11 protein-coding genes and 3 tRNA genes are annotated in these 12353 nt (G+C 63.5%); 9 read left to right on the plus strand and 5 right to left on the minus strand.

Translation table 11 applies throughout. The features are described from left to right. Positions 1–51 precede the first annotated feature (51 nt). The 4 genes from COW1_RS03810 to COW1_RS03825 all read left to right on the plus strand — a co-directional run bounded on the left by COW1_RS03810 (position 52) and on the right by COW1_RS03825 (position 979). Positions 52–127, plus strand: a tRNA-Gly gene (locus tag COW1_RS03810). Between the two features lie 72 nt (positions 128–199). Then, a tRNA-Cys gene (locus tag COW1_RS03815) sits at positions 200–273 on the plus strand. A gap of 56 nt (positions 274–329) precedes the next feature. Next, positions 330–416 (plus strand) — tRNA-Leu (locus COW1_RS03820). A gap of 47 nt (positions 417–463) precedes the next feature. Further along, positions 464–979 carry a DsrE family protein gene (locus COW1_RS03825; RefSeq protein WP_157745570.1) on the plus strand — a complete coding sequence of 172 codons (516 nt, stop codon included), beginning with the start codon at positions 464–466 and terminating at the stop codon, positions 977–979. 79 nt (positions 980–1058) lie between these two features. Here COW1_RS03825 and COW1_RS03830 read toward each other — a convergent pair whose 3' ends face one another. Continuing rightward, positions 1059–2093, minus strand: a complete 1035-nt coding sequence (locus COW1_RS03830; RefSeq protein ID WP_201345476.1) for a class I fructose-bisphosphate aldolase — start codon at positions 2091–2093, stop codon at positions 1059–1061. Between the two features lie 306 nt (positions 2094–2399). Between COW1_RS03830 and COW1_RS03835 the strand changes: the two genes are divergently transcribed. The 3 genes from COW1_RS03835 to COW1_RS03845 are packed head-to-tail and all read left to right on the plus strand — an operon-like array spanning position 2400 to position 5271. Then, entirely contained in the window at positions 2400–3065 is a 666-nt protein-coding gene (locus COW1_RS03835) for an FAD-binding oxidoreductase (RefSeq protein ID WP_201345477.1), read from the plus strand. A 28-nt stretch (positions 3066–3093) separates the two neighbouring features. Continuing rightward, the gene (locus COW1_RS03840) at positions 3094–4449 is read left to right on the plus strand and encodes a nodulation protein NfeD (RefSeq protein WP_242466486.1); all 1356 of its coding nucleotides are present in this window, start codon (positions 3094–3096) and stop codon (positions 4447–4449) included. A gap of 57 nt (positions 4450–4506) precedes the next feature. Then, positions 4507–5271, plus strand: coding sequence for a slipin family protein (locus tag COW1_RS03845; RefSeq protein WP_096366386.1), 765 nt, complete (start codon positions 4507–4509; stop codon positions 5269–5271). Here the strand turns inward: COW1_RS03845 and COW1_RS03850 are convergent. The 3 genes from COW1_RS03850 to COW1_RS03860 all read right to left on the minus strand — a co-directional run bounded on the left by COW1_RS03850 (position 5268) and on the right by COW1_RS03860 (position 7539). Continuing rightward, a complete protein-coding gene (locus COW1_RS03850; RefSeq protein WP_370590898.1) occupies positions 5268–5813 on the minus strand; it encodes an isoprenylcysteine carboxylmethyltransferase family protein in 546 nt (181 codons plus the stop codon). The genes COW1_RS03845 and COW1_RS03850 overlap by 4 nt on opposite strands. Before the next feature lie 155 nt (positions 5814–5968). Continuing rightward, positions 5969–7084, minus strand: a complete 1116-nt coding sequence (gene nadA, locus COW1_RS03855; RefSeq protein ID WP_242466487.1) for a quinolinate synthase NadA — start codon at positions 7082–7084, stop codon at positions 5969–5971. Positions 7085–7239: 155 nt separating this feature from the next. Next, positions 7240–7539 (minus strand): DUF3579 domain-containing protein, encoded by a 300-nt coding sequence (locus COW1_RS03860; protein ID WP_201345479.1) that lies wholly within the window; start codon positions 7537–7539, stop codon positions 7240–7242. Positions 7540–7715: 176 nt separating this feature from the next. Between COW1_RS03860 and COW1_RS03865 the strand changes: the two genes are divergently transcribed. Continuing rightward, positions 7716–8153: a hypothetical protein gene (locus tag COW1_RS03865; protein ID WP_201345480.1), complete on the plus strand. Its 438-nt coding sequence runs from the start codon at positions 7716–7718 to the stop codon at positions 8151–8153. 113 nt (positions 8154–8266) lie between these two features. Here the strand turns inward: COW1_RS03865 and COW1_RS03870 are convergent, their stop codons facing one another. Then, positions 8267–9202 (minus strand): mechanosensitive ion channel family protein, encoded by a 936-nt coding sequence (locus tag COW1_RS03870; RefSeq protein ID WP_201345481.1) that lies wholly within the window; start codon positions 9200–9202, stop codon positions 8267–8269. A gap of 277 nt (positions 9203–9479) precedes the next feature. Here COW1_RS03870 and COW1_RS03875 point away from each other — a divergent pair, with 277 nt between their 5' ends. Beyond that, positions 9480–12332 (plus strand): 2-oxoglutarate dehydrogenase E1 component, encoded by a 2853-nt coding sequence (locus COW1_RS03875; protein ID WP_201345482.1) that lies wholly within the window; start codon positions 9480–9482, stop codon positions 12330–12332. The last annotated feature ends 21 nt before the right edge of the window (positions 12333–12353 follow it).

Below are 12353 nucleotides of genomic sequence, written 5' to 3' on the forward strand. Positions count from 1 at the left end.
CTTAGCGGCTTGACAGCCGGGCGCGATAGGATAGAATACGCACCTTCTCGGGCGGGAATAGCTCAGTTGGTAGAGCACAACCTTGCCAAGGTTGGGGTCGCGAGTTCGAATCTCGTTTCCCGCTCCAAATTCCATCGGGGAAACCCCGGTCGTGGTCCAGGCGGCCGGGGTTTTTTCACTTTCAGACGTACCACACCCTGGCTGGGTGGCAGAGTGGCTATGCAGCGGACTGCAAATCCGTGTACCTCGGTTCGACTCCGGGCCCAGCCTCCAATTTTCCTTCCTTCTGCATCATCTGATTATCTGTACAATGCCAGACGTCATGCCCGGCCCGGGTGGCGAAATTGGTAGACGCAAGGGACTTAAAATCCCTCGGGGGCAACCCCGTGCCGGTTCAAGTCCGGCCCCGGGCACCAGTTCAAAATCACTCGCCTATCGTCCACAGTCAACAAGGAGCCAGGCAATGATCCAACCGATGCGCGACGGCCTGTTCATGACCATTCTCCTGTTCATCGGTGGCCTGCTTCCGGTCGTCTCCATGGCCGGGGCAGAACTGGACAACCGCACGGCAATCGGCGATCTCGAGCAGGTCAGGGCTGTCTACGATGTGCGGAAATCGAGTGCGAACGCGCTGGATTTCTATCTCGGGGCCATCATCACCAACATCGACAATCTCGACAAGGAAGGTGTGGAGTCGGACCTGGTGATGGTTTTCATCTCCCATTCGGTGAAGTTCATCAACACCGAGCCGACATTGGAGACGCAGGCGGACTATGGCCCGGCGTTGGAGAGCATCGCCAAGCGCATCACCAGACTGCAGGAGATGGGGGTGCGTATGGAGGCCTGCAATGGTGCGACTGCCGCCTTCAACGTGGACAACGACACCCTGCTGCCGGGCATTGAGCCGGTACGCAGCGGCTTCATCAGCCTGATGGGCTACCAGAACAACGGCTATGCACTGATCCCGGTATACGATTGATCTGCCATCGATGATCCGATGAACGAACCCGCCGGTGAGGCGGGTTTTTTTCGCAAAGGAGCGGTTTGTGGCTGATTGATCAGGCCGCCACCTGCTGCTCCAGTGCCTCGTTGTACTCGCCGCTGCTTGCCAGCGCATTCAGCCTGGCCCGGGCCAGCAGTGCCTTGCGCGCCGGGTCGAGATTGGCCGGGTCGCCCTGCCAGATCTTCAATGCCGGATTCTGCAGGGCGCGTGCAAAGGAAAACGTCAGTCGCCAGGGCAGGGCACGTTCGCGTGCCAGCAGGTTCATGGCATTGAGATGGCGGGTGGCCTCTTCGTCGCCCTGGCCGCCGGACAGAAAGGCGATGCCGGGCACAGCCGCGGGCACGGTCTGCTGCAGACAGCGCAGGGTCTGTTCGGCGACTTCCTCCACCGGGGCGCGCTGTGGGCAGTCGGTGCCGGAGATCACCATGCTGGGCTTGAGCACCATGCCGGCGAAGTCCACGTCCTGGCGATAGAGTTGATCGAACACGCGACGCTGGGTCTCGACCGTGACATCGTAGCTGGTCTCGATGGTATGCGCGCCGTTGATCAGCACCTCGGGCTCGATGATCGGTACCAGCCCGGCCTCCTGGCACAGGGCGGCGTAGCGGGCCAGGGCATGGGCGTTGGCCTGCAGGCAGGCGATGCTGGGCTTGAACTCGCCGATGGTGATCACTGCACGCCATTTGCAGAAGCGCGCGCCGAAGCCCCGGTATTCCTCCAGCCGTTCGCGCAGGCCGTCCAGCCCCTCGGTGACCTTCTCACCGGCATGCAGGGCCAGTTCCTTCGCCCCGGTGTCGACCTTGATACCGGGCATGATGCCCTGCTGCTGCAGCAGTTGCGGGAAACTCACACCCTCGGTGCTCTGCTGGCGCAGGGTCTCGTCATAGAGGATGGCACCGCTGATGTAGTCGCCGAGTCCCGGTGTGCCCAGTAACAGGCTGCGGTAGGCGATGCGGTTCTCCTCCGTGTTCTCGACGCCCACGGCCTCCAGGCGTTTGCCGCAGGTAGGGGTGCTCTCGTCCATGGCCAGGATCCCCTTGCCGGGTACAACCATGGCGCGGGCGGTTTCGCGTAGAGAGGCAGTGTTCATTGAGACATCTCCTTGGCTGATGCAGTGTGGTCTCGACTGCGTGATTCAATCCCTGAACCATAGTTGGCGTGCCGGAGCAGGACAAAAAATATCTGTTTATGACCTTGCCGGGAATCTCATAAACTCAGGCAATCGGCCCGGCCGCACCACAACCCTGAGGAGAAGGCAGGAAACGGCTTGGCAATTTCCCGCCATAACCTGCTGTTTTCCCAATTTATACCGCAAGTTGAAAACTTGCGGCTTGTCCAATCCGGGCTAGAGTTCCTAGTATGGGTAAGGCCAGCGACAGCTACAGGAGCCGCAGCGATGGATTACTCCACCACACTGCTCATGACCGGGTTCGTTACGCATGATGTGAAACGCTACATCGTGGAATGGCCCGAGGGGCTCGAGTACGCGCCGGGTCAGGGGGTGGAGTTGGCCGTCGATGAACCCGACTGGCGGGAGGAGGGGCGCCCCTTCACCCCGACCGCTATCAAGGATGACCGGGTGCTGGAATTCACCATCAAGAGTTATCCCGACCATCAGGGCATGACACAGCATCTGCGCGACATCAAACCCGGCAGCCGACTGCTGCTGTCCGGGTCCTTCGGTACCATCCGCTACAAGGGCCCGGGGGTGTTCATCGCCGCCGGTGCCGGCATCACGCCTTTTCTCGCGATTCTGCGCGACCTGGCTGCACGCGGTGAACTCGGTCGGAGTCAGTTGCTGTTCTCCAACAAGACGCCGGCGGATGTGATCTGCGAACGCGAACTGCGGCACTATTTCGGCGAGCATGGATGGTTCACCTGCACCCAGGAAAGTGCGCCGGGCTATGCCGACCAGCGCATCGACAAGGCGCTGCTGCAGACACGGATCAGCGACTTCGGGCAGAACTTCTATGTCTGCGGTCCGCCGGGCTTCACCGAGACAGTCAATCAGGCCCTGAGCGAGCTCGGCGCCGATCCGGATGCGGTCGTGTTCGAGCAATGACCCCGGCGGACTCCGACAGGACACAGGAATGACATCGATACGGTTGTGGCTGGCGGCGGCGCTGCTGGCGCTGACGTCGGCAGTGCAGGCCCAGGGCGCGGCCGTACTGCTGGACATCGAGGGCGGCATCGGCCCGGTGACGGCGGATTTCATTGAACGGGGGCTGGCCAGTGCCGAAGCCGAAGGCGCCGAACTGGTGATCCTGCGCCTGGACACCCCGGGCGGACTGGATACCTCCATGCGTTCCATCATCAAGGCCATCCTCAATTCCTCGGTGCCGGTGGCGAGCTTCGTGGCCCCGCGCGGGGCGCGGGCGGCCAGCGCCGGCACCTATATCCTGTATGCCAGCCATATTGCCGCCATGGCGCCGGGCACCAACCTGGGTGCGGCCACGCCGGTGAACCTGATCGACGACGGCGGCGGCATGCCGAAACCGCCGGGCCAGCCCGATCAGGACGCTGCCCAGGAAGGCGAGCAGGCAGCGGCGGAGCCGGGCGATGCCAAGCAGCGTAAGGCGGTCAACGACGCCGTGGCCTATATCCGCTCGCTGGCGCAGCTGCGCGGGCGCAATGCCGACTGGGCCGAGCAGGCGGTGCGTGAGGCGGCCAGCCTGGCGGCAGAGGAGGCGCTGGAGCGGGATGTGATCGATCTGGTGGCCGCCAATCTGACCGAACTGATGCAGGCGCTCGATGGCTACGAGTTCGAGATCCAGGGCGAGACGCGCACCCTGGCCACCCGGGACATGCAGATCGAGACCATCGAACCCGACTGGCGCACCCGCCTGCTGGCGGTGATCGCCGACCCCAACATTGCCTATATCCTCATCCTGCTCGGCTTCTACGGGCTGTTGCTGGAATTCTACAACCCGGGCTTCATCGTCCCCGGCGTGGTCGGCGCCATCTCGCTGATCCTGGCCCTGTTCGCGCTGCAGGTCCTGCCGGTGAACTATGCCGGGCTGGGCCTGATCATCCTCGGCATCATCTTCATGTCGGCCGAGGCCTTCGTGCCCAGTTTCGGGGCGCTGGGCATCGGCGGGCTGATCGCCTTCGTCATCGGTTCCATCATGCTGATCGACACCGACGCGCCCGGCTACGGCATCTCGCCGGCGCTGATCGCCACGGTGAGCGTGACCAGCGCCGCCTTCTTCATTTTCGTGCTGGGCATGGTGGTCAAGGCGCGGGAGCGGCCTGTCGTCAGCGGTCAGGAGCAGATGATCGGTGCCCTGGGCACGGCGCGCGAGGATTTCAGCGACCGCGGCTGGGTGCATGTGCATGGTGAGAACTGGCGCGCCCGGGCCGTTCGGCCGGTGCGCCAGGGCCAGCGGGTACGTGTCACCGGCATGGATGAACTGCTGCTGGAAATCGAACCGCTCGAGGAAGATTGATCCATGGACGGTACTGCAACTCTCAATCTGGCGTTGTCACGCTGAAGGAGTCCTGGTATGCCGATTACGATCGTCACCATCGCCGCACTGGTCCTGGCACTGGTGTTTTCCATGTTCCGCATCCTGCGCGAATACGAGCGCGGCGTGATCTTCATGCTCGGCCGGTTCTGGAAAGTGAAAGGGCCGGGTCTGATCATCGTCATCCCCTTCATCCAGCAGATGGTGCGGGTGGATTTGCGCATCGTGGTGATGGATGTGCCCAGCCAGGACGTCATCTCCCAGGACAACGTCTCGGTGAAGGTCAATGCGGTGCTCTACTTCCGGGTGATCGACTCTGAACGTGCCATCATCCAGGTCGAGGACTACTATTCCGCCACCAGCCAGCTGGCCCAGACCACGCTGCGCTCGGTGCTGGGCAAGCACGACCTGGACGAGATGCTGTCGGAGCGCGACAAGCTCAACAACGATATCCAGGAACTGCTGGATTCCCAGACCGATGCCTGGGGCATCAAGGTCTCGAACGTGGAGATCAAGCACGTGGACCTGGACGAGAGCATGATCCGCTCCATTGCCAAGCAGGCCGAGGCCGAGCGGGTGCGCCGGGCCAAGGTGATCCACGCCGAGGGCGAGATGCAGGCCTCGGAAAAGCTGGCCGAGGCCTACAAGGTACTGGCCAGCCAGCCCGGCTCGATCCAGCTGCGCTATCTGCAGACCCTGACCGACATCGCCGGCGAGCAGAACTCGACCATCGTCTTCCCGGTGCCGATGGACCTGATCAAGCCGATGCTGGATGCCATCGGCGGCAAGTCGCAGCAGAGTTAGACCCAGGGCAGCAGCGCACCCACCTCGCGCCGGTAGCGTCGATAGGGCTCGCCGAAGTGTCCGGCGAGCTCGCGCTCCTCGAGCATTACACCCAGGGCGATATAGCCGGTCAGCCCCAGGGCCAGCGCCAGGTGGCCCGCGCTCATCTCCGGCGTGGCCCAGATTCCGATCAGGATGCCCAGCATCATGGGATGACGACTGTAGCGGTACATCCACTTGCGCACGAACGGCACCGGCCTGTACTGCCTGCCGCGCAGATGCAGCCAGGCCTGGCGCAGGCCGAACAGGTCATAGTGATCGGTAACGTAGGTCGCGGCCACCAGGTACAGCCAGCCGAAGGCGAACAGCCCCCACATGGCGGCGCGTGCCAGTGGATCGGCGACCGTCCAGATCATCCTGTCCAGCGGCTGCCACAGCCATATCACCAGCCCCAGTGTCAGCGCCGCGGCCAGCACATAGGTGCTGCATGAGGCCGATGGCCCGGCAACGGACGCCCGACGGCGGTCTGTCGGGCCAGACCGGGGTATCTGTTCCGACTTCAGCCGCCGGGTTCAGCCGAAACCGGGACCGGCGCAGGCAAGCCGACCGCCGTCATACGTGATGCAGAACGGGATGCGCCGGCGCATGGCTCGGAAGTGAGGCTTCGACGCCGGAGGCCAGGTGGCACGCCGGGACCGCAGGAAGCCGGGGCTGAGGCTCAGACCTTGCCCTGGGCGCGGGAGAATTCGAGCATGCGCTCGATGGGGACGAGGGCCCTGCGGCGCACTGTCTCGTCGATGTGGATTTCGTGGCCGCTGCCGTTTTCCAGCACTGCGGCGAGGTTTTCCAGGCTGTTCATGGCCATCCAGGGACAATGGGCGCAGCTGACGCAGGTGGCGCTTTCGCCGCCGGTGGGGACAGCGATCAGCTGCTTGTCCGGGGCGGCCTCGTGCATCTTGTGGAAGATGCCCATGTCGGTGGCCACGATCAGCGTCTTCGCCTTGGATGCCTGCGCCGCCTTGATCAGCTGGGTGGTCGAGCCAATGGCATCGGCCATGTCCAGCACCTCGGCCGGGGATTCGGGATGGGCGATCAGCTCGGCCTCGGGATGCTCAGCCATCAGGCGCTTGAGCTCGCTGGCCTTGAACTCGTCATGCACCACGCAGAAACCCTGCCAGTTGAGGATGTCGGCACCGGTCTTCTGCTGCACGTAGCGGCCCAGATGACGGTCGGGCGCAAAGATGATCTTCTCGCCCCTGGCGTGCAGGTGGGCGACGATGTCGACGGCGTTGGAGGAGGTCACCACCCAATCGGCGCGGGCCTTCACCTCGGCGCTGGTGTTGGTATAGACCACCACGGTGCGGTCCGGGTGCTGGTCGCAGAAGGCGCTGAAGGCGTCGATGGGGCAACTCAGGTCGAGTGAGCACTCCGCACCCAGGTCGGGCATCAGCACCCGTTTCTCGGGATTGAGGATCTTGGCGGTCTCGCCCATGAAGCGCACCCCGATCACCACCAGGGTGGTGGCGGCATGCTTGTTGCCGTAATCGGCCATGCCCAGCGAATCGCCGACATAGCCGCCGGTGGCGTCGGTCAGCATCTGCAGCTGCTCATCGACATAATAATGAGTGATGAGCACGGCGTTGTTGGCCTCGAGCAGGCCCCGGATGCGCTCGATCAGGGCGTCGCGCTGCTCCGGGCTGAGATCGCGCGGGCGCGGCGCATGCAGGGCCTTGCCGCGGATCTCCTCGACCAGTTCTACCGGGATGTCGTTGGCACTGCCCATGGTGATTCGCTCCAACTCGCAGGAAGACGCCCGCAGCGCGGCATCGGGCATCCCCGGTGCTACCTGCGCCCCTGCAATAGTAGCACCGGCTCCGAATGGTCAGAAGTTGGCCTCATGGGGTATGCCGTCGCTATCCCCTTGGGGGAGTTTCAGCGGGCAGGGACATTGCTGTCCCCGCGCCGGCGGTGGTGGCGTTGCGGGCCGGTTCAGCTTGCCAGTGCCAGTTCCGGTTCGCTCCGGTTGCGGACCGTCAGGCCGTGGAGGTCGGCAAAGCGCAGGATGTCATCGACCAGCCCCGGCTGCGAGTCGGCCAGTGCCTTGGCCACCCGCAGGCACTTGATGCCGTCGACCATGACCGGTGCCAGGGCATCCGAATAGCGCAGCCGCCGGTCGCGGCCGAAACTGGCCAGGTTGCCGGCGAAGCGCTCGGCCCAGTTATGCGGCCGCAGGGGTGTGTTATTGTCGGTCTGTCCAACGATAAAGAGATACAGGTCCTCTTGTGACATTAATTTAAGTTTCATCCTTAAAGTTATGAATAAATAGTGTATTCTTTCGGATAAATGATAAGCATCCGTAATGAATAACTGACAAATATTATAATGTACTTATCTATTAACCGCAATAATCTTATTGGCGCATCAGGCAGTCTTATGGGCGCCATGAACAGGCCGGGAGGTTGTCAGTGGAAGCCTTTGCCTATGCCCGGGCACGGTTGAGTGCGCCGGAACTGCAGCGGTTCGTCCGCATCGAAACCCTGCCGCAATGGTGCGCGGGCATCGCCGAGGTGCTCGAGCACAGTGGCGAGCGTGGCGAGATCAGCTGCCTGTGGGGACGGTTCCGGGTGCATCGGGAGGTGATACGGGACGGCATCCGCTTCTCTCTGCCGGGGTGTCCCAATGCCCTGCAATGGACGCTGACGGTGGAGAACGCCGGCAGCGAAGGGCGCATTACCGTCCATTGCAGCATCAACCGGGCCGAGCCGGACCCGGATTTCGCCGAATCCATCGAGGAATTCGTACGCGACTGGCGGCAGGGTCTGGAGCAGGGCTGGGAGAGCGCCCGGCAACGGGCCTCACGTCTGCCTGCCGCCGAGGCCGAGTGCATGCCCTGGTACGGCTGATTTGATGCACTCCCTCCTCAATCCTCCCCCATCGAGGGGGAGGAAGTCGGGCGGGTCGGGATAGCGCAGCGTAACCCGACAGGCTGGCAGGATGTCGGATTACGCCCTGCGGGCTAATCCGACCTACGGGGTTGCTCTGTGTCCTGCGCCCGGCCGGCGTGGGCCAGGGCCTGGAGCAACTCCCGGTCGGTGTCGTTCACGTACAGGGTACGGTGCGGGAAGGGGATCTCGATGCCGCGGGCATCAAAGGCGTATTTCAGCCGGCGGCGGAATTCCCGGCCCACTGCCCACTGCTGGATGGGCCGGGTCTTGAGCCGGCCCTTGATGACCACGGCCGAGTCGGCAAAGTTGTCCAGCCCGAACACCTCGATGGGTTCGACAATGAGGGCGCCGAAGTGCTCGTCCGCGGCCAATTCCTCGCCGACCTCCCGGATGATGCCAATGACGGTATCCACGTCCTCCTTGTAGGCCACGCCGATGTCGAACACATAGCCGGACCACTCGCGGGTCATATTGGACAGTGTGGTGATGGTGCCGTTGGGAAAGACGTGCACGGTACCGGAGAGATCGCGCAGCACCAGGGTGCGGAAATTGATGGCCTCGACCAGGCCGCCGGTGCCGTTGATGATGGCCACGTCACCCAGCCGCACCTGATTCTCCAGGATGATGAAAAAGCCGGCGATGACGTCGCGCACCAGGTTCTGGGCGCCGAAGCCCACGGCCAGGCCGACGATGCCGGCACTGGCGAGAATAGGGGCGATGTCCACGCCGAGCTCGCGCAGGATGATCAGCAGGGCAACGACCCAGATCACGATGCGGATGCCCTGGCGCAGCAGCCGGATCAGGGTCTCGGCCCGCTTGCTTGCCTCGGTCAGGCTCTCATCGGCATCCTGGCCACGTCGGACCAGCCGCTGTTCCAGCCGGCGCAGGCCGAGCCGGGCCAGCAGCATCAGCCCCCACATCAGGACCAGGATGAGAAGGATTCGCAGACTGGTGAGGATCAGGACTTCCCAGTCGAATCTCTCCAGCAGCAGGTTGATCAGATCCATCAGTCGTGCCTTTGTCTGTATCGCGGAATCCTGATCAAGAGTAGGGAATGACGTATGAGGGGACAACCCGGTGGGTGGGAAGCGGCCGCGGGTTTATGACGATTTTTCGTCAAAAACAAGTCACCATGGCATGAAACCGTACTTGTTCCACGTGGGCGTGGACCCTGATCGCGGCTGCAGGGAGTGGATTCCAGTCGGTTGATGTCTCAAACTTGAGTTTGAAGCGGATTGGCGCAGGAATTGCCTTCTTTTCCGCAAACACGGCCAGATCCATTCCATGGAAGACAGAGTCAAACTCAAAAGCATGCAGCGTCTGTGGGCGGACTCCCAGTTGAGCGGCCACAACGGCGACTATCTGGATGCGCTCTATGACCGTTACCTGGAGGATCCGGCCCAGGTCGAGGAGCACTGGCGTACCTTCTTCGATACCCTGCCTGCCGTGGATGCCCGCCAGCACGAGGCCTCGCACACCCCGGTGCGGGAACAGTTCCGCTCACTCGCGCGCCGGCCTTCCAGCCGCGGCGCGCCGGCTGCCGCGGCTTCCCACGAGGAAAAACAGATCCGGGTGCTGCAGCTGATCAATGCCCATCGCTTCCGCGCCCATCAGATCGCTGACATCGACCCGCTGGGCCTGCGCGAACGGCCGCACATCCCGGAGCTCGAACCCGCCCATCACGGACTGACCGAGGCCGACCTGGACCGGATCTTCGATACCGGCTCTCTGGCCGGGGTGGAGCGGGCCAGCCTGCGCGAGATACTGGAACTGCTCGACTGTACCTATGCCGGTCATATCGGCGCCGAGTACATGCATATCACCGAGACCGGCGAGAAGCGCTGGCTGCAGCAGCGCCTGGAATCCTGCGCCGGGCCGCCGCGCTTCTCCGACGAGACCCGCCAGCGCATCCTCGACCGGCTGACTGCCGCCGAGGGACTGGAGCGCTACCTGCACAATCGTTATGTGGGCCAGAAGCGCTTCTCGCTGGAGGGCGGCGACAGCCTGATCCCCATCCTGGACGAGTTGATCCAGCGCGGCGGCGTCCACGGGGTGAAGGAACTGGTCATCGGCATGGCGCACCGCGGCCGGCTCAACGTGCTGGTCAACATCATGGGCAAGACCCCGGCCGAACTGTTCCAGGAATTCGAGGGCAGGGCCGGACACGAGGGCAGCGGGTCGGGCGACGTGAAGTACCACCTCGGCTTTTCCTCGGACATCCAGACCCGGGGCGGCCCGGTGCACATCAATCTGGCCTTCAATCCTTCGCATCTGGAGATCGTCGACCCGGTGGTCGAGGGTTCGGTGCGGGCACGCCAGGACCGGCGCCGGGATACGGAGGGCACCAGCGTGGTGCCGGTACTGATCCACGGCGACGCCGCCTTTGCCGGGCAGGGCGTGGTGATGGAAACCTTCAACATGTCGCAGTCGCGCGGCTATTCCACCAAGGGCACGGTGCACCTGGTGGTCAACAACCAGATCGGCTTCACCACCTCATACCAGCGCGATGCCCGCTCGACCCAGTACTGCACCGACATTGCCAAGATGGTCAATGCCCCCATCCTTCACGTCAACGGCGACGATCCCGAGGCAGTGCTGTTCGTGACCCGGATCGCGCTGGACTATCGCATGACCTACCACAAGGATGTGGTCATCGACCTGGTCTGCTACCGCCGCCACGGCCACAGCGAGGCCGACGAACCCACCGCCACCCAGCCCCTGATGTACCAGTCGATCAAGCACAAGCCCTCGGCACGCGGCCTGTATGCCCAGACCCTGATCGACGCAGGCCTGATCGAGCCGGATGCTCCCGAACAGATGCTGCAGGCGTACCGGGACGCGCTCGATGCCGGGCGCAGTGTGGTGAAGGAGCTCATCCCCGCCGAGCAGTCGCCGTACCCGCATGCGGTCGACTGGAAGCCCTACATCGGTCAGTCCTGTACCACTGAAGTGAACACGGCCATCGACGCTGCCCGCCTCAAGCAGCTCTGGCAGGGTCTGTCGCGTCTGCCCGAGGGATTCGAGATCCATTCCAACGTGGGCAAGATCATGGAGAACCGGCGCAAGATGACCGCCGGGGCCCTGTCCATCGACTGGGGCTATGCCGAAACCATGGCCTACGCCTCGCTGCTGACCGAGGGTTATCCGGTGCGCCTGTCCGGACAGGACAGCGGGCGCGGCACCTTCTTTCACCGGCATGCCGTGATCAGCAACCAGGTCGACGGCACGCCCTATGTGCCGTTGCGCAATATCAGCGCGGACCAGGCCAATTTCCTGGTCATCAACTCGCTGCTCTCGGAGGAGGCCGTGCTGGCGTTTGAGTACGGCTATGCCACCACTGATCCCGGCACCCTGGTGATCTGGGAGGCCCAGTTCGGCGATTTCGCCAACAACGCGCAGGTGGTGATCGATCAGTTCATCAGTGCCGGCGAGCAGAAATGGAACCGACTGTGCGGACTGGTGATGTTCCTGCCGCACGGCTACGAAGGGCAGGGCCCGGAGCATTCCTCGGCCCGCCTGGAGCGCTACCTGCAGCTGTGCGCGGAGCAGAATATCCAGGTCTGCGTGCCGACCACGCCGGCGCAGATCTTTCACCTGTTGCGCCAGCAGATGCTCAACACCTGCCGCAAGCCGCTGGTGGTCATGACGCCGAAGAGCCTGCTGCGTCACCGCCTCGCGGTCAGCCGGCTGGAGGATCTGACCGAGGGCGGATTCCATGCCGTCATTCCGGAGCTCGACGAACTCGACCCCGCGGCGGTCAACCGGGTGATCCTGTGCAGCGGCAAGGTTTACTACGACCTGCTGGAGAAGCGCCGCGAGGTGGAACTGAACGATGTCGCCATCATCCGCCTGGAGCGGCTCTATCCCTTCCCGGAAGGCATTCTGCGCCGGATCCTGGAGCAGTACCCCAACGTGGAAACCTATATCTGGTGCCAGGAGGAGCCCAAGAACCAGGGCGCCTGGTATTCCACCCAGCATCATCTGTATGCCTCCCTGCCCTGTGACGCGCCGCTGGAGTATGCCGGCCGGCCTTTTTCCGCTGCCCCTGCGGTCGGCTACAACTGGCTGCATGTGCAGCAGCAGCACCGGCTGGTGGCCGAGGCGCTGGGGCTGGAGAGTACAGGTACAGGCCAGTGAACAGTCAATAACAGGAACACG

The sequence above is a fragment of the Thiohalobacter sp. COW1 genome (genome assembly GCF_016629505.1).
GTDB classification, from domain to species: Bacteria; Pseudomonadota; Gammaproteobacteria; order Thiohalobacterales; family Thiohalobacteraceae; genus Thiohalobacter; species Thiohalobacter thiocyanaticus_A.

What these genes read in the sequence shown, in the direction of transcription:
- COW1_RS03825 (WP_157745570.1), top strand. Translation starts at nt 464, where the DNA reads ATGATCCAACCGATGCGCGACGGCCTGTTCATGACCATTCTCCTGTTC.
- COW1_RS03830 (WP_201345476.1), bottom strand. Translation starts at nt 2,093, where the DNA reads ATGAACACTGCCTCTCTACGCGAAACCGCCCGCGCCATGGTTGTACCC.
- COW1_RS03835 (WP_201345477.1), top strand. Translation starts at nt 2,400, where the DNA reads ATGGATTACTCCACCACACTGCTCATGACCGGGTTCGTTACGCATGAT.
- COW1_RS03840 (WP_242466486.1), top strand. Translation starts at nt 3,094, where the DNA reads ATGACATCGATACGGTTGTGGCTGGCGGCGGCGCTGCTGGCGCTGACG.
- COW1_RS03845 (WP_096366386.1), top strand. Translation starts at nt 4,507, where the DNA reads ATGCCGATTACGATCGTCACCATCGCCGCACTGGTCCTGGCACTGGTG.
- nadA (WP_242466487.1), bottom strand. Translation starts at nt 7,084, where the DNA reads ATGCCCGATGCCGCGCTGCGGGCGTCTTCCTGCGAGTTGGAGCGAATC.
- COW1_RS03860 (WP_201345479.1), bottom strand. Translation starts at nt 7,539, where the DNA reads ATGTCACAAGAGGACCTGTATCTCTTTATCGTTGGACAGACCGACAAT.
- COW1_RS03870 (WP_201345481.1), bottom strand. Translation starts at nt 9,202, where the DNA reads ATGGATCTGATCAACCTGCTGCTGGAGAGATTCGACTGGGAAGTCCTG.
- COW1_RS03875 (WP_201345482.1), top strand. Translation starts at nt 9,480, where the DNA reads ATGGAAGACAGAGTCAAACTCAAAAGCATGCAGCGTCTGTGGGCGGAC.